Origin of the sequence: Paracoccus bogoriensis, assembly GCF_019431455.1 — a bacterium.
In the GTDB taxonomy this organism is placed as follows: domain Bacteria; phylum Pseudomonadota; class Alphaproteobacteria; order Rhodobacterales; family Rhodobacteraceae; genus Paracoccus; species Paracoccus bogoriensis.
Genome location: NZ_JAHYSR010000012.1, coordinates 82,803 through 97,901, shown reverse-complemented (window position 1 = coordinate 97,901; position 15,099 = coordinate 82,803). Strand labels below are relative to the sequence as shown.

At 66.5% G+C, this 15,099-nt stretch carries 15 protein-coding genes and 2 tRNA genes; 9 read left to right on the top strand and 8 right to left on the bottom strand.

The annotated features are described in order from the left end of the window. Window position 1: 1 nt before the first annotated feature. The 3 genes from KY389_RS08035 to KY389_RS08025 form a co-directional block, all read right to left on the bottom strand. Window positions 2-78, bottom strand: a tRNA-Asp gene (locus tag KY389_RS08035). 28 nt (window positions 79-106) lie between these two features. Continuing rightward, window positions 107-183 (bottom strand) — tRNA-Asp (locus KY389_RS08030). Window positions 184-299: 116 nt separating this feature from the next. After that, window positions 300-1,496: a PRC-barrel domain-containing protein gene (locus KY389_RS08025; protein ID WP_219830378.1), complete on the bottom strand. Its 1,197-nt coding sequence runs from the start codon at window positions 1,494-1,496 to the stop codon at window positions 300-302. A gap of 177 nt (window positions 1,497-1,673) precedes the next feature. Here KY389_RS08025 and KY389_RS08020 point away from each other — a divergent pair, with 177 nt between their 5' ends. After that, a complete protein-coding gene (locus tag KY389_RS08020) occupies window positions 1,674-2,063 on the top strand; it encodes a hypothetical protein (protein WP_219830377.1) in 390 nt (129 codons plus the stop codon). 23 nt (window positions 2,064-2,086) lie between these two features. Here KY389_RS08020 and KY389_RS08015 read toward each other — a convergent pair whose 3' ends face one another. Further along, on the bottom strand, window positions 2,087-2,290 hold the full coding sequence (locus KY389_RS08015) for a hypothetical protein (RefSeq protein ID WP_219830376.1): 204 nt from the start codon (window positions 2,288-2,290) through the stop codon (window positions 2,087-2,089). 1,115 nt (window positions 2,291-3,405) lie between these two features. Between KY389_RS08015 and KY389_RS08010 the strand changes: the two genes are divergently transcribed. From KY389_RS08010 to KY389_RS07990, 5 genes are all read left to right on the top strand, one after another. Next, window positions 3,406-3,882 (top strand): SspB family protein, encoded by a 477-nt coding sequence (locus tag KY389_RS08010; RefSeq protein WP_219830375.1) that lies wholly within the window; start codon window positions 3,406-3,408, stop codon window positions 3,880-3,882. 95 nt (window positions 3,883-3,977) lie between these two features. Continuing rightward, window positions 3,978-4,868: a dihydrodipicolinate synthase family protein gene (locus tag KY389_RS08005; RefSeq protein WP_219830374.1), complete on the top strand. Its 891-nt coding sequence runs from the start codon at window positions 3,978-3,980 to the stop codon at window positions 4,866-4,868. 87 nt (window positions 4,869-4,955) lie between these two features. Further along, window positions 4,956-6,350: a class II fumarate hydratase gene (fumC, locus tag KY389_RS08000; RefSeq protein ID WP_219830373.1), complete on the top strand. Its 1,395-nt coding sequence runs from the start codon at window positions 4,956-4,958 to the stop codon at window positions 6,348-6,350. A 68-nt stretch (window positions 6,351-6,418) separates the two neighbouring features. Further along, the gene (locus KY389_RS07995; protein WP_219830372.1) at window positions 6,419-6,604 is read left to right on the top strand and encodes a DUF4169 family protein; all 186 of its coding nucleotides are present in this window, start codon (window positions 6,419-6,421) and stop codon (window positions 6,602-6,604) included. Continuing rightward, on the top strand, window positions 6,594-6,845 hold the full coding sequence (locus KY389_RS07990; RefSeq protein ID WP_343222923.1) for a ribbon-helix-helix domain-containing protein: 252 nt from the start codon (window positions 6,594-6,596) through the stop codon (window positions 6,843-6,845). Before KY389_RS07995 ends, KY389_RS07990 begins: the two co-directional genes overlap by 11 nt. On the opposite strand, the gene KY389_RS07985 is transcribed toward KY389_RS07990, so the two are convergent. Beyond that, on the bottom strand, window positions 6,842-7,708 hold the full coding sequence (locus KY389_RS07985) for an NAD(P)-dependent oxidoreductase (protein WP_219830371.1): 867 nt from the start codon (window positions 7,706-7,708) through the stop codon (window positions 6,842-6,844). The two genes, KY389_RS07990 and KY389_RS07985, sit on opposite strands and share 4 nt — an antisense overlap. 153 nt (window positions 7,709-7,861) lie before the next feature. Here KY389_RS07985 and KY389_RS07980 point away from each other — a divergent pair, with 153 nt between their 5' ends. Continuing rightward, entirely contained in the window at window positions 7,862-10,279 is a 2,418-nt protein-coding gene (locus tag KY389_RS07980; RefSeq protein WP_219830370.1) for a penicillin acylase family protein, read from the top strand. A gap of 69 nt (window positions 10,280-10,348) precedes the next feature. Here KY389_RS07980 and lpdA read toward each other — a convergent pair whose 3' ends face one another. From lpdA to queA, 3 genes are all read right to left on the bottom strand, one after another. Further along, complete coding sequence (gene lpdA, locus KY389_RS07975; protein ID WP_219830369.1) at window positions 10,349-11,740, bottom strand: dihydrolipoyl dehydrogenase; 1,392 nt, start codon at window positions 11,738-11,740, stop codon at window positions 10,349-10,351. An 89-nt stretch (window positions 11,741-11,829) separates the two neighbouring features. Further along, window positions 11,830-13,080: an MFS transporter gene (locus KY389_RS07970; RefSeq protein ID WP_219830368.1), complete on the bottom strand. Its 1,251-nt coding sequence runs from the start codon at window positions 13,078-13,080 to the stop codon at window positions 11,830-11,832. Between the two features lie 84 nt (window positions 13,081-13,164). After that, on the bottom strand, window positions 13,165-14,211 hold the full coding sequence (gene queA, locus KY389_RS07965) for a tRNA preQ1(34) S-adenosylmethionine ribosyltransferase-isomerase QueA (protein WP_219830367.1): 1,047 nt from the start codon (window positions 14,209-14,211) through the stop codon (window positions 13,165-13,167). Between the two features lie 116 nt (window positions 14,212-14,327). Here queA and KY389_RS07960 point away from each other — a divergent pair, with 116 nt between their 5' ends. Beyond that, window positions 14,328-14,621 (top strand): (2Fe-2S)-binding protein, encoded by a 294-nt coding sequence (locus tag KY389_RS07960; RefSeq protein WP_219830366.1) that lies wholly within the window; start codon window positions 14,328-14,330, stop codon window positions 14,619-14,621. Continuing rightward, window positions 14,569-15,054 carry a bacterioferritin gene (bfr, locus tag KY389_RS07955; RefSeq protein ID WP_219830365.1) on the top strand — a complete coding sequence of 162 codons (486 nt, stop codon included), beginning with the start codon at window positions 14,569-14,571 and terminating at the stop codon, window positions 15,052-15,054. Before KY389_RS07960 ends, bfr begins: the two co-directional genes overlap by 53 nt. The last annotated feature ends 45 nt before the right edge of the window (window positions 15,055-15,099 follow it).

The following is a 15,099-nucleotide window of genomic DNA, read 5'->3' as shown; positions in this document are numbered from 1 at the left end:
GTGGCGCGGTTGACGGGGCTCGAACCCGCGACCCCCGGCGTGACAGGCCGGTACTCTAACCAACTGAGCTACAACCGCGCTTTTCTTCCGGCGAATGAATGAGGTGTGGCGCGGTTGACGGGGCTCGAACCCGCGACCCCCGGCGTGACAGGCCGGTACTCTAACCAACTGAGCTACAACCGCCCAACTCATCCCCCCCAGCTTGCATCGCCTGCCGGGGTGAGGGGGGGTTTACGCAGAGCGCCTGCCCCCGTCAAGAGCGCGCGCCAAAAAAGATCGGCGCGCGCGTCGGGCGGGGCTTATTGCGCCGCCTCGCCTGCCTGTTCTTCGGCCATCGCCTCGACCGTTTCCGAGGGCATGGCAAGATAGGCGCGCAGAACACCATCGGCATCGCGCTGGAACGAGACCTCGTCCATCGGCAGCGTCAAGTCACGCTCTCCCAGACCGAGAAAGCCGCCGACACCGACCAGAATCGTTCCCGACGCCGCATCGACGCTGTCGATCCGGCCAACGGCTTCATCATCGCTGGCAATCACATCAGCACCGCCAAGATCCGCGGCCATGGCCTCATCGAGGGTCAGCGCCACATTGCCCTCTCGCAGCAGGGGCTGGCCTTGCGGCCTGCCCGTGACCGGCTCTGCCGACGCATCCGGCGCGGGCTGAGCCAAGGGCGCGGTCGCGTCCGGGGCGAGGCCGTCGGCCTGACTCTGTTCGACCGCCAAGCCCTCGGTGACGGGGCCCTCGGTTGCCTCGGCCTGCGTGTTCAGCGTGGTGGCAGGAGAGGTCGCGCCGGTTCCGGTCGAGGGCTGAACCGCGCCGGTGGGCCCGGCGGGCGAGCTGCCGGCCGCCTCGGCATCGGTCTGGGCGCCTTGGCCCCCCGCATCGCCGGGCACCTGCACGTCAGCGCCTTCGGGGCCTTCGGGCGCGGCCTCGGCAGGCTGGTCGGCAGCGGCATCCGGCGCGTCCTCGGCTGCGCCCTCGCCCTCGCCCACCAGTCCGGCAGGCGGCTGCGCAGCCTGATCGCCCGTCGCGCCGGTCGCCGTATCCGAGCCAGCGGCCTCATCGACGACAAGCCCGTTATCGGCTTCGTCGGCGGGCTGATCCGACGACATTGCGGCCTCTTCGGTCTGCTGATCGGTCTGATCCTCCGCAGCCTGTCCTGCCGCATCCATGCGTGTCACGACCAGTTCGGCCGTCTCGGCGGCGTTCACGACGATTTCCGGCTCGGCCTCGGTGATTTGTGCCTCGGCGCCCGTGATGACGGGCGGGCATTGCACGACCTCGACCGCCGGGGGCGCCTGCAGAACCACGACCTGAGGATCGGCGGCGGGGTCTTCGGGGATGGTGATGCGGATTTCGGGTGGGGTCTGGGTGACGGTCACGACCGGGGCGCAGGTCTCGACCACGACGCCCTGTGCCTCCTGTGCCTGTTGCGCGATGGCCGGGCCGCCCAGCAGGGCCAGCATCGCGACGCTTCCCTTGAGGTGATTTCGCATCCTCGTCTCCTTGTCCCGAATGCAGGGTCTGCCATCCAACCCGATGCAGGCGCCAGAGTTCCCTGCGGCTTTTCAGACCCTCTTGAGACCCTTGGCACAAGACCCTTGGCACAAGACCCTTGGCGCAGGCCCGGCCCAAGGCGAGTGATAACGCCCGATCGCAACCGGGAACCCTGCATGAGCCAACCCCTGCCCATGCGCACCGAAACCCTTGCCCGGCTGGATGCCTTCACCCCTTGCATGGGCCGCCGCTACGCCGCGCGGCGCAATCACGACCTGGGACCGGGCCGATATCAGAGCGTATCGGGCCTGTCGCCGTGGATCTGTTACCGCCTGCTGACCGAACAGGATGTCGTGGCCCGCGCCGTCGAAGCCCATGACGCCGGCACCGAAAATTCGTGCAGGAAGTTGTCGGCCGCAGTTATTTCGAGTGTCTCAAGGGATGGCTGGAACAGCGCCCTTGATCTGGCCGCCACCGCGCACGATCCCGACCCCACCGCACGCATCGAGGCCGTCGAGACGAGTCGAACCGGCATCGCCTGCACGGATGCCCGGGTGCAAGACTGACACGAGACGGGCTATCTGCACAATCATGCACGAATGTGGCTCGTCTCGATCTGGATCTTCACGCTGGACCTGCCGGGCGGGTCGGTGCGGATTTCTTCCTGCGGCATCTGATCGACGGCTGCCCCTTGTCGAACAGGCCTGGCTGGCGATGGGTCGCCGGGCTGCACGCGCACGGCAAGACCTCCGAGGCCGCCGCCGAGAACATCGACCGTTTCACGAAGGGCCACCACAGCAGCGACCCTTCGCGACTGGCCCGGGGCATCACCCTGCTGGACCAGACCGAACCCCAGGGCTTGCCCCGCCCGCATCTGCCCCCCGGGCTCCGCCCTCGATCCGCCCTGCCGGCGCTGCTGCTGATCACCACCGAGGATGGCTCCCCCGAGGATTTCGGTCTGTCCGCCCATTATGCTGATGCCCGGATCATGCCGATGCAGGTCTGTAAGCCGTTGTTTCCGGAGAGGAGGGCTGCGAAGGGGGGGTATGATCAGAGAGCTTCGAGGAAGGCGAGGATTGGGCCGGAAGCGGCCGGGTTTCACGGTGATGGGGCGGCCCTTTCGACAGCCCATTTCTTGATTTACAGGTCCGCGTGCGCGCAGTCCGGATTCTCTCAACCTGCTCGTGTCCGAGCCAAAGCGCGATCATCGAGGTGACGATGCCGCCCCGCAGCAGGCGCATGGCCGCCGAATGCCGCAGTCCACGCATGGTCGCCCGCTTGCGCGCCAGGGATGGGCACCGGGCTGTCGCGCCCGTGACGAGCCCGGCCAACCGGCACTGGACCGCATCGCGGCAGGCCCCATCAGAAGCGCAACGAGATCCTCGATGCCGAGCTTTCCCGGCGGCTTGCGATAGGCCTGCGGGCTGACTTGGCGCTGTGTCGGGTGTCGCTTGAGCCTCTCGCCTTTCAATGCCAGCAGCTTCGGCACCGCCAACAGTAACAGCAGATATTGCCGGGATCGGTATGCCCAAGGCAGGTGGACAGGATCGCGAGGCGGGAGCCGGGCTCGCCCGCCCAGCAGTCGTCCAGGAGGGTCTTGTCGGCGAAGCTGTGCCGCAGATCGTGGCTCCGGGGGCAGCATGTCACCCTGAGCGGGACGATGCCATGGCAGGTATCCAGGCGTAGCCGAATTCATCAAGGCCGGCGGTGAAGTGATAACGCCTCGACAGGCCGAACACATCGCCGCAATCCGCACAGATCACGAACGCCCGAAAATCACCCTTGCAAAAAACAAACCCATCCACACAGGCGATCCTGCATTTCCCTGCCTTCCTCCCCTGCCTCATCGCCCCTTTTCTTCCGCGCCCATATCCCTATGCTTGATATCAAGACAGCAAGGGTGACGACATGGCGCGTGCCGGAATCGATTATGGCGGGATGATGCATCGCGCGATGCAGGGCTTGATCGCCAACGTCCTGCGCAAGGTCTCCGACGAGGGGCTGCCGGGCGAGCATCATTTCTTCATCACCTTCGACACACGCGACCCCGGCGTGCAGATGGCCGACTGGCTGCGCGCCCGCTATCCCGAGGAAATGACCATCGTCATCCAGCACTGGTTCGATAACCTGATTGTGGACGACAAGGGCTTCACCATCACCCTGAACTTCGGCAATTCGCCCGAGCCGCTGCGCATCCCCTTTGATGCGCTGCGCACTTTCGTGGACCCCTCGGTCGAGTTCGGCCTGCGCTTCGAGACCCAGGACGATGACGACGAGGATGAGGACGAGGACGCCGAATACGAGCTGGACGCCGAGGATGACGGCGACGACACGCCCCCCCCGGGCGGGGGCGAGGTCGTGCGTCTGGACCGCTGGCGCAAGTAGCAGCCGACCTGCCGCCGCTGCTCGAGGCATCGCGGGGGCTTGCCTGACGCGGCGCAACCGGGCTTGATGCGGACCATCGCAGCAGAGGAGGCCCCATGTCGGTCATGCGCGGCCTGTCGGCCTTTCCCATCACCCCCGCCACCCCCGAGGGCCGCGTCATCGAGGATGACCTGCGCCGCATCCTGACACGGCTGGTCCGGGCCGGTGTGGACGGCATCGGCCTTCTGGGCAGCACCGGCAGCTATGCCTATCTGACGCTGGACGAACGCCGCCGCGCCTCGGAGATTGCGCTGGACGTGGCACGCGGGCGGGTGCCGGTGATCGTGGGCGTGGGCGCGCTGAGCACCCGCGACAGCGTAGCGCTGGCCCGCCATGCGGCGGATGCGGGGGCGGCGGGGCTGCTGCTGGCCCCGGTCAGCTACACCCCCCTGACCGAGGACGAGATTGCCGCCCATTACGCCGCCGTGGCCGGTGCCGGGGGCCTGCCGCTCTGCATCTATAACAACCCCTCGACCACCCATGTCGCCATGTCGCATGGCCTGATCGCGCGGCTGGCCGCCCTGCCCCATGTCGCTGCGGTCAAGATGCCGCTGCCTGCGCAAGGCAGCATCGCCGACGAGATCGCGGCCCTGCGCCCCGCCCTGCCCGAGGGATTTGTCATCGGCTATAGCGGCGATTGGGGCTGCACGCGGGCGCTGCTGGACCGGGCCGATGCCTGGTTCAGCGTGGCGGCGGGGCTGTGGCCCGAAGCGACGCTGACCCTGTCCTGCGCGGCGCAGGCAGGAGACGCGCCGGGCACCGCCGCGACCGAGGATCGGTTCCAGCCGCTCTGGGATCTGTTCCGACGCCATGGCAGCCTGCGTGTCATGCATGCCGCAGCCCAACTGATGGACCTGACCGAGGCCGACCCCCAGCCCCCCGTCCTGCCCCTGCCCGACAGCGAACTGCCCGCCCTGCGCGCTGCGATCCGCGCGATGGGCGGCTGATGTTAGCGACGGCATACCGTCGCATACGAATTGCGCCCGAGGCCCCGACAGGATAGACCACGCGCGAAACCGTGAGGGAGCGACCCGATGACCAAGACCCGCACCGAAACCGACAGCTTCGGCCCGCTGGAGGTTGACGCCTCGAAATACTGGGGCGCGCAGACGCAGCGCTCGATCATGAACTTCCCGATTGGCTGGGAACGCCAGCCGGTCCCGATCATCCGGGCGCTTGGCGCGATCAAGCTGGCCGCCGCCCGCGTGAACCGCGCCAATGGCGACCTGCCCGCCGATCTGGCCGATGCCATCGAACAGGCCGCGTTGGAGGTTTTCGAGGGCAAGCTGGACGACCACTTTCCTCTGGTCGTCTGGCAGACCGGATCGGGCACGCAGACGAACATGAACGCCAACGAGGTCATCTCGAATCGTGCCATCGAGATCATGGGCGGCGAGATGGGCAGCAAGAAACCCGTCCACCCCAACGATCACTGCAACATGGGTCAGTCGTCCAACGACACCTTCCCGACCGCAATGCACATCGCCATCGGGATGCTGGCGCGCGACGTGCTGTTGCCGGGGCTGGAAAAGCTTGCCGCCGCGCTTGAGGCAAAGTCGGACGAATTCAAGGACATCATCAAGATCGGCCGCACCCATACGCAGGATGCGACCCCCCTGACCCTGGGGCAGGAATTCGGCGGCTATGCCCATCAGGTCCGCAAGGGGATCGAACGGGTGAAGGCCTGCCTGCCCGACATCTACGAACTGGCCCAGGGCGGCACCGCGGTCGGCACCGGGCTGAACACCAGGAAGGGCTGGGACACGGCGATTGCTGCCGAGATCGCGAAGATCACCGGCCTGCCCTTTGTCACCGCGCCCAACAAGTTCGAGGCTTTGGCCGCGCATGATGCGATGGTCATGTTCTCGGGCGCGCTCAAGACGGTGGCGGGCAGCCTGTTCAAGATCGCCAATGACATGCGGCTGCTGGGCTCTGGCCCCCGCTCGGGTCTGGGCGAGCTGATCCTGCCCGAGAACGAGCCGGGGTCGTCCATCATGCCCGGCAAGGTGAACCCGACCCAGGCCGAGGCGCTGACCATGGTCTGCGCCCATGTCATGGGCAATGACGCAGCCGTGGGCTTTGCCGGGTCTCAGGGCCATTTCGAGCTGAACGTCTATAACCCGATGATGTCCTATAACGTGCTGCAATCCATGCAGCTTCTGGGCGACGCCGCTTCCAGCTTCACCGACAACATGGTCGTGGGCACCAAGGCCAATGTCGAACGGATCGAGAAGCTGATGAAGGAATCGCTGATGCTGGTGACGGCGCTGGCGCCGACCATCGGCTATGACAACGCGACCAAGGTCGCCAAGACCGCGCACAAGAACGGCACCACCCTGCGCGAAGAGGCGATCAATCTGGGCTTCGTCGATGGCGAGACCTTCGACCGGATCGTGCGCCCCGAAGACATGATCGGCCCCAAGGGCTGATCCCTCTTGACCATGACGACAAGGGCGCGCCAGACTGGGGCGCCCTTCTGCATTGCAAGGCGGTGGCCATGACCAAGCCGATCAACCTGCGCCAGTTCCGCAAGAACCGCGCCCGCGCCCAGGCCCGCGCGGCCGCCGATGCGAATGCCGCCAGGCATGGCGAACCCCGTGCCCTGCGCGAGGCCCGCGAGGCCAGGGCCGAACTGGACCGCCGCCGGCTGGAAGGCCACCGGACCGAACGCGATGATGCCTGATCTGCCGCCGCTGGACGCGCCGCGCAAACGCTCTGTCCTGATCGAGGGGCACGCCACCTCGGTCACGCTCGAGGATGCGTTCTGGCGCGCCCTCGGACGCGAGGCCGAGGCGCTCGGACTGGCCCGCGCGGCATTGATCGGCGCCATCGACCGGCAGCGCCCGCCCGGTGTCGGGCTTGCGACCGCGCTGCGGCTGTTCGTGCTGGCGCGGACCGAGGCCCGCGCGCACAGCGCCCCCTAGCGCCGCAGCCGCGCGATCAGCGAGGACGTGTCCCACCGCCCCCCGCCCATGCGCTGAACCTCATGGTAGAACTGATCGACCAGCGCGGTGACAGGCAGCGAGGCGCCGATCTCGTCCGCGGTCTCAAGGCAGATGGCCAGATCCTTGCGCATCCAGTCCACCGCGAAACCGTGGTCGAAATGGCCCTCGGCCATGGTCTTGTGGCGGTTGACCATCTGCCAGCTTCCGGCGGCGCCCTGGCTGATGACTTCGACCAGAAGCTCGATGTCCAGACCCGCGCGTTCCGCGAAGGCCAGCGATTCCGACAGGCCCTGGACCAGCCCGGCAATGGCAATCTGATTGCACATCTTGGCCATCTGTCCCGCGCCCGCATCGCCCATGCGCCGGCAGATCCGGGCATAGGCGTCGATCACGGGCTTGGCGCTCGCGTAATCCTCGGGGGTGCCGCCGCACATGACCGAAAGCTGCCCATTCTCGGCCCCCGACTGCCCTCCCGAAACCGGCGCATCCACATAGCCCAGACCGGCCTGACGCGCGGCTTCGGCCAGTTCGCGCGTGACCTTGGCCGAGACCGTGGTGTGATCGACAAAGACCGCGCCCGGCGTCATGCCCGCGAATGCGCCGTCAGCGCCCAGGCAGACCTGCCGCAGATCGTCGTCATTGCCCACACAGGCCATCACGAAATCGGCCCCGGACGCCGCCTCGCGCGGGGTGGGCGCGTGGGTGCCGCCATGCTGCGCAACCCATGCCTGGGCCTTGGCAGGGCTGCGGTTATAGACCGTCACCCCATGGCCCGCGCGCATCAGATGACCCGCCATCGGAAAGCCCATCACCCCCAGGCCCAGAAACGCAATCCTTGCCATGTCGCCCCCTTGTTGCCGCAAACCTGCCCGCGCGCCCGCCTGCGTTGAAATGAGCCGCGCGCTGGCTTATGGACCACAGCATCACCCGAAGCGCGGCAGGGTCAATCCCCCGCCGCCCGACAGCCGACCCTCAGCCCCAAGGACATTTTCCCGATGCTGACCCTGTTTCGCTGGCTGCTGCGGCTGACCGTGGGGCTTCTGGTCCTGACGGTTCTGGCGGGCGTTCTGACCTGGTATTTCACGGTCCGATCTCTGCCCGATTATACCGCCAGCCATCGGGTCGAGGGTATCTCGGCCCCGGTCGAGATCGTGCGCTCGACCGAGAACGTGCCGCATATCTTCGGGGAAACGGATGCGGATATATTCTTCGCACTTGGCTTGGCCCATGCACAGGACCGGCTGTTCCAGATGACGCTGCTGCGGCGCACCGCACAGGGCCGCCTGGCCGAGATCCACGGCCCCCGGGCCCTGCCGCAGGATGACCTGATGCGGCGGCTGGGGCTTCATGCGCTGGCGCGCCGCGCCGTCGAGGCGCAGGACGAACCCACGCGCGAGGCGCTGGCGGCCTACGCGGCCGGGGTGAACCAGTGGATCCGCATCGTCAACGAGGGCGCGCGGGGGCGCGGGGCGCCCGAGTTCTTCCTGTTCCCCGACCAGATCGCCTATTGGCAGCCCGCCGATTCGCTGGCGATCCTCAAGCTCTACGCGGCCAGCATGACCGACGCGGTCTCGGACGAGATCCTGCGCGCCCGATTGTCGCTGGCCTGGCCGCAGCACGGCACCGAAATCATCGCCCGGCCCGGCCTGCCCCAACCCGCCCTGCCCTATGCCGAGATCTTCCCCGAGGCCCGCTTTGCCAATCCCGAGAGACGCAGCGACCGTGACGCCGTGCGCGCGCCGCTGACCTATCTGCGCCCCGGCCTGTCGCTTGGCGCGACCGCCTTTGCCGCCGCCCCCCGCCGCACCATCGGCGAGGGCGCGCTGCTGGCGGGCGATCTGCATGGCCCCCTGACCGCGCCGTCGCTGTTCTACCTGGCGCGGCTGGAACTGTCCTCTGGCGGGGTGATCGGCGCCACGATTCCCGGTATGCCGCTGGTCCTGACGGGGCGCAATCCGCATCTGGCCTGGGCGCTGACGCCCGCCGGGCTGGACGATGCCGATATCGTCATCGAAGAGGTCCAACCGGGCAATCCGAACCGTTATCGCGGCCCTGAAGGCTGGCTGGACTTCGAGACCCGGCACGAATTGATCCGCGTGCTGGACGGCGAGGATCAGACCATCACCCTGCGCGACACCCGCAACGGCCCCGTCGTGCCGGGGCTTGAGCCGGGGCTGCGCGATGTGGTGCCCATCGGCCATGTCGCCGCCCTGCGCTGGACCGGCCTGACACCCGACGACGCCAGCATGTCGGCGCTGATGGCGCTGATGCGCAGTCCCGATGCCGACCGCGCGGCCGAGGCGTTACGCCCGCTGGTTGCGCCCGCGCTGAACGTGCTGCTGGCCTCGGACGAGGCGATCCATACGCTTGTGGCGGGCGCAATGCCGCAGCGCCGGGCCGATCACCCGACCGCCGGGCTTCTGCCCGCGCCGGGTTGGCTGCCCGCAGCCGAATGGGTGGGCCAGATGGCTCTGGCCGATACGCCGGCCCAGCCCGAAAGCGGAATCGCGCTGGCAACCGAAGAGCCTGGCCGCCATGATCCGAGGCGATCGCGTCTGGCGCGTCTGCTGGGCGACCGCGAGGTCCATTCCCGTGACAGCTTCATCGCCGCGCAGCTGGACATCGTCAGCCCCGCAGCGCGCGCGCTGCTGCCCGTGGTCGGCGCGGATCTGTGGTTCACCGGCGACCCCGCCATGCCGGGCACGCCCGAACGCCAGCGTCAGGACGCGCTGGCGCTGCTGGCGGAATGGGACGGCGCGATGAACGAGCATCTGCCCGAGCCGCTGATCTATGCCGCATGGATGAGCGCGCTGCAGGACCGCCTGATCCGGGACGAGATCGGCCCTCTGGCGGATGACATCCACAGCCTGCAACCCGCCTTCATCGAGGCCGTGTTTCGCAACACCGGCGGCGCGGCGCGCTGGTGCGACATCGTCCAGAGCGCGGCCACCGAGGATTGCACGACCATCGCCCGGCAAGCACTGGACCGCGCGATCCAGGATCTGACCGCGCGCTTCGGCCCCGACGTGGAAAGCTGGCGATGGGGCGACCGGCACGAGGCGCGGCACATCCATCCCGGCCTGGGCAACCTGCCGGCGCTGGGCTGGATCACCAACATCACGCAATCGGTCTCGGGCGGGGATTTCACGGTCGCGCGCAGCGGGCTTTTCGGACGCGGACCCAAGCCTTTTACCGCCCAGGATGGCGCAACCTTCCGGGGCGTCTTCGATCTGGCCGATCCGGATTCCTCGGTCTTCATCGTTTCGACCGGGCAATCAGGCCATCCGCTGTCACGCCACTACGACGACCTGTCGCGGCTTTGGCGGCGGGGTGAATATATCGGCATGTCGCTGGACCCGGCGCTGGCGCGGGCGGCCTCGGTCGGGATCACCACGCTGGTTCCAGCGAACTGAGGGCCGGGACAGGAGGGGGGCACAAGCCCCCATCAGAGCGAGAACCGTCAGAACAAGCGGCCGGAGCGATCAGAAATGGATCGCACGGCCGTAGGCGTCCAGAACCGCCTCGTGCATCATCTCGGACAGGGTCGGGTGCGGGAAGACCGTTTCCATCAGATCCTGTTCAGTCGTTTCAAGCTGGCGACCGATGACATAGCCCTGGATCAGTTCCGTTACCTCGGCGCCGACCATATGGGCGCCCAGCAACTCGCCGGTCCTGGCGTCGAAAACCGTCTTGATCATGCCTTCGGGCTCGCCGAGCGCGATCGCCTTGCCGTTGCCGATGAAGGGGAAGCGGCCGACCTTGACATCATGGCCCATTTCCTTGGCCTTGGCCTCGGTCAGGCCCACCGAAGCGACCTGCGGGTGGCAATAGGTGCAACCCGCGATGCTGCCCGGCTTGATCGGATGGGGATGCCGACCGGCGATCAGCTCGGCCACCATCACACCCTCATGGCTGGCCTTGTGCGCCAGCCAAGGTGCGCCGGCCAGATCGCCAATGGCATAGATGCCATCCACCCCGGTCCGGCAATATTCGTCTGTCACGACATGGGTGCGGTCGATCTTGATCCCGGCCTCTTCAAGGCCCAGACCCTCGGTATTGCCAACGATGCCCACGGCGGAAATCACCGTGTCGAAGTCCTGCGTCTCGACCTTGTCTCCGGTCTCGATATGGGCGGTCACGACGCCATCCTTGCGGTCCAGTTTCCTGACGGTCGCCTTTTCCATGATCGTCATGCCCTGCTTGACGAACTGCTTCCTGGCGAAGGCGCTGATCTCTTCATCCTCGACGGGCAGCACGCGCTCCATCACCTCGACGACGGTCGTCTTGGCGCCGAGCGTGTTGAAGAAGCTGGCAAATTCGATGCCGATGGCGCCCGATCCGATGACCAGCAGCTTCTTGGGCATATGCGGCGGCACCAGCGCGTGCTTGTAGTTCCAGACCCGCTTTCCGTCCGGCTCCAGCCCCGGCAGCTCGCGCGCCCGCGCGCCGGTGGCCAGCACGATGGATTTTGCGGCGATCTCCTCGTGGCCCTTGTCGGTCTTGACCGAGACCTTGCCCTTGCCGGCCAGCTTCGCCTCGCCCATGATGACCGTCACCTTGTTCTTCCTGAACAGATGCCCGATGCCGCCGGAAAGCTGCTTGGCAACCCCGCGCGAGCGTTTGACCACCGCGTCGAGGTCATAGCCGATGCCTTCGGCCTTCAACCCGAAATCCCTGGCGCGGTGCATCAGGTGATAGACCTCGGCCGAGCGCAGCATGGCCTTGGTCGGGATGCAGCCCCAGTTCAGGCAGATGCCGCCCAGATGCTCGCGCTCGATGCAGGCGACCTTGAGCCCGAGCTGCGCGCCCCGGATCGCCGCAACGTAACCGCCGGGTCCGGCGCCGATCACCACCATGTCGTAAGTCTGGGCCATGACATTCCCCGCTGCCTGAAAGATAGTTCAGCGTTAAATCATTTGCGCGCAAGCGGCAAGCGCGCCCTCGGACAGGCCGGAAGCCCCGGTCAGGCGGTGCCTTGGGCGCCGTCCGATTGCGCCTCGTCCAGCACGATCTCGACCGCGACGGGGGTAGCGCTTGGGGTGATGACGGCGAAACTGCCCTGTTCCTCGGGCGTCAGCGCCCGGCGCTGCGTCGCGCGCCATGCGGCATAGGCGGTCAGCGCGGCCAGCAGCACGGCCATATGGACCCAGTATCCGTCCGGCCCGACCAGATCCATCAGCCAGCCGGTGATGACAGGGCCGCCCATACTGCCGATCCCGTAGATGAATAACAGCCCCGCCGAGGCCGAGGCCATGTCGCTCTGGTCCAGGTAATCGTTCGTATAGGCCAGCAACAGCGCATAGATCGGATTGGCCACGCCGCCCATGATCGCCCCGGCGATCACCAGACCGACGGTCCCCGGCTGCCCGGCAATCACCAGCAGCCCGCAGAGCCCCCCGATGGCCGACAGGATCAGCACCAGCTTGCGGCGGTCATAGCGATCCGAGATCCAGCCAATGGGATATTGCAGCACCAGCCCGCCCGCATAGATCGCGGCGACGAACAGGCTGATTTCCGCCACCGACAGGCCGATCACTGCTCCCCAGACCGATGACATGCCCGACAGCGCCGCAAAGACGCCGCCCATCAGGAAGATTCCCACGCAGCCAAGCGGCGAGGCGCGGTAGAGCCTGCCAAAGGACATCCGTTTGATCGTGTCGAATTGGGGCGCGGGCTGGGCCGACAGCAGGATCGGCGTGAAGGCCAGCGAAACCAGCACCGAGGGGATGATGAACAGCAGATAGCCTGCCGGATCGCCCACGTTCAACAGTGCCTGCGCCACCACGATGCCCAGAAGCTGCACGATCATGTAGGCCGACAGCGACTGACCCCGGTTCTCGTTGGTCGAGCCCGCATTCAGCCAGCTTTCCGCCGTCACATAGACCCCGCAGAAGCAGAAGCCGATCAGGAAACGCAGCGCGGCCCAGCTGATCCAGTGCGGCTCGACCGCAAACAGAACCAAGGCCGCCGAGATCAGCGAGCCAAGCGCCGCGAAGACTCGCACATGGCCGACATGCTTGATCAGATCCGGCACCAGCAGGCTGCCCAGCAGAAAGCCACCGAAATAGGCCGACATGACCAGCGACATCAGAAAGGTCGGAATGCCCTCGATATCGCCCCGGATACCCAGCAGCGTGCCCTGCATCCCGTTGCCGACCATCAGCAACAGGATGCCCAGCAGAAGGGGCCAGGTCGTGCGCAGAACCGAGATCATCGCGGCCTCGTCGTCAGGGGCATGAAAGGGTCAGAACGCCTGCCCTAAAGCCTCTGGCGACGATGAGCCAGCCCCCAAGCGAACTTACGGGATCAGCAGCGACGCGTCGCCATAGCTGAAGAAACGATAACGCTGCCGGACGGCATGTCCATAGAGATCCATGATTCTTTCCGTGCCCATCAGCGCCGAGACCAGCATCATCAGCGTTGATTTGGGCAGATGGAAATTGGTCATCAGCCCGTCCGTCACACGGAATTGAAAGCCGGGATAGATGAAGATGTCGGTCGCCCCGTCGAAGGGCGCGACCTGCCCCGGCCCCGTCGCCGCCGATTCGATCAGCCGAAGCGCGGTCGTGCCCACCGGGATCACGCGCCGCCCCTCGGCCTTGGCACGATTGATGGTCGCGGCGGCCTCGGGGGTGATCAAGCCGCGTTCGGCGTGCATCCTGTGGGTGGTCACATCCTCGACCTTGACCGGCAGGAAGGTGCCGGCACCCACATGCAGCGTGACATGCACGAATTCCACCCCGCGCGCAGCCAGGGCGTCCAGCAGCGGCTGGTCGAAATGCAGACTGGCCGTCGGGGCCGCGACGGCACCGTCCTGCGCGGCCCAGACCGTCTGGTAATCCTCGTGATCCTGCTCGTCCGGCGCCCGGAGCGAGGCGATATAGGGCGGCAGGGGCATCGCCCCCACCTGCCGCAGCGCCGCGTCGAAGGCATCACCCTCGGCGTCAAAGACCAGCCGCAGACCGGTCTCGCCGATCTCGGCCACGGTGGCAGAGAGCGCGTCCCCAAACCGGATCACCTCGCCCTGCCGCAGCTTGCGCAGCGGCTTGGCCAGCGCCTGCCAGCCCTGGGCGGCGGGCTCCAGCAGCGTGACCTCGATCCCGGCAACGGCATCGCCCTGCGGCGTGCGGCGCCTGCGCGTGCCGCTCAGCCGTGCGGGGATGACGCGGGTGTCGTTCAGCACCAGCAGATCGCCAGGCCGCAAGATCACCGGCAGATCGCTGACACGGCGATCAGCCAGAGCCCTGCCCTCGGCATGAAGCAGCCGGGCCGAACTGCGCGGACGCGCAGGCCGCGTCGCGATCAGCTCATCGGGCAGAGGAAAATCGAAATCGGACAGTCTCATGCCCCGCTTCTGCGACCTCGGCGCTGGTCCGTCAAGCGGCTGTGATCTCCAAGTAAAAATCTCGGCCTTTACACAACCGACAAAACAAGTCAGATATTATCGCACAGGAGCCCGCCATGATCGTTTGCCACTGCACCCAGATTTCGGATCACGACATTCGCGCCGCCATCGACTGGATGCGCGCCGCCGATCCCGAAACGATCATCACGCCGGGCAAGATCTATCACGCCCTTGGAAAACGTGCCGATTGCGGCGGTTGCATGCCGCTCTTTCTGGACACGATGCGCGCTTGCGATAATTTGGAAGTTGCACCGCCGATTTTGCGGCCCCGCAATGACAGCAAGAAGGAAGCCACCCATGAAGGGCGACGCCAAGGTCATCGACTATCTGAACGCCGCGCTGCGGTCTGAACTGACTGCGGTCAGCCAGTATTGGCTGCATTACCGCCTGCAGGAAGACTGGGGCTTCGGCCGGATCGCCGCGAAATCGCGCGAGGAATCCATCGAGGAGATGCACCACGCCGACAAGCTGATCCAACGGATCATCTTCCTCGAAGGCCATCCCAACCTGCAAAAGCTCGACCCGCTGCGGATCGGCCAGACCCTGCGCGAGACGCTGGAAAGCGACCTTGCAGCCGAACATGACGCTCGCACGCTTTATATCGAGGCACGCGATTACTGCGAGAGCGTGGGCGATTACGTCAGCAAGAACCTCTTCGAGGAACTCATCGCCGACGAGGAAGGCCATATCGACTTCCTCGAAACGCAGATCGGCCTCTATGACACGATCGGCGCCCAGAATTACGGCCATCTGAACGCCAAACCTGCGAACGAGGCCGAATGACGCAGCCAGGGCCAAGGCATCCCGCTTATGCCTTGGTCCGAATAT

Bases quoted from the DNA above. Each gene is read 5' to 3' on its own strand.
- KY389_RS07980 (WP_219830370.1), top strand. From the start codon at position 7,862: ATGCTGACCCTGTTTCGCTGGCTGCTGCGGCTGACCGTGGGGCTTCTG.
- KY389_RS08005 (WP_219830374.1), top strand. From the start codon at position 3,978: ATGTCGGTCATGCGCGGCCTGTCGGCCTTTCCCATCACCCCCGCCACC.
- queA (WP_219830367.1), bottom strand. From the start codon at position 14,211: ATGAGACTGTCCGATTTCGATTTTCCTCTGCCCGATGAGCTGATCGCG.
- bfr (WP_219830365.1), top strand. From the start codon at position 14,569: ATGAAGGGCGACGCCAAGGTCATCGACTATCTGAACGCCGCGCTGCGG.
- KY389_RS07995 (WP_219830372.1), top strand. From the start codon at position 6,419: ATGACCAAGCCGATCAACCTGCGCCAGTTCCGCAAGAACCGCGCCCGC.
- KY389_RS08025 (WP_219830378.1), bottom strand. From the start codon at position 1,496: ATGCGAAATCACCTCAAGGGAAGCGTCGCGATGCTGGCCCTGCTGGGC.
- lpdA (WP_219830369.1), bottom strand. From the start codon at position 11,740: ATGGCCCAGACTTACGACATGGTGGTGATCGGCGCCGGACCCGGCGGT.
- KY389_RS07990 (WP_343222923.1), top strand. From the start codon at position 6,594: ATGATGCCTGATCTGCCGCCGCTGGACGCGCCGCGCAAACGCTCTGTC.
- KY389_RS08010 (WP_219830375.1), top strand. From the start codon at position 3,406: ATGGCGCGTGCCGGAATCGATTATGGCGGGATGATGCATCGCGCGATG.
- KY389_RS07960 (WP_219830366.1), top strand. From the start codon at position 14,328: ATGATCGTTTGCCACTGCACCCAGATTTCGGATCACGACATTCGCGCC.
- KY389_RS08020 (WP_219830377.1), top strand. From the start codon at position 1,674: ATGAGCCAACCCCTGCCCATGCGCACCGAAACCCTTGCCCGGCTGGAT.
- KY389_RS07970 (WP_219830368.1), bottom strand. From the start codon at position 13,080: ATGATCTCGGTTCTGCGCACGACCTGGCCCCTTCTGCTGGGCATCCTG.
- KY389_RS07985 (WP_219830371.1), bottom strand. From the start codon at position 7,708: ATGGCAAGGATTGCGTTTCTGGGCCTGGGGGTGATGGGCTTTCCGATG.
- fumC (WP_219830373.1), top strand. From the start codon at position 4,956: ATGACCAAGACCCGCACCGAAACCGACAGCTTCGGCCCGCTGGAGGTT.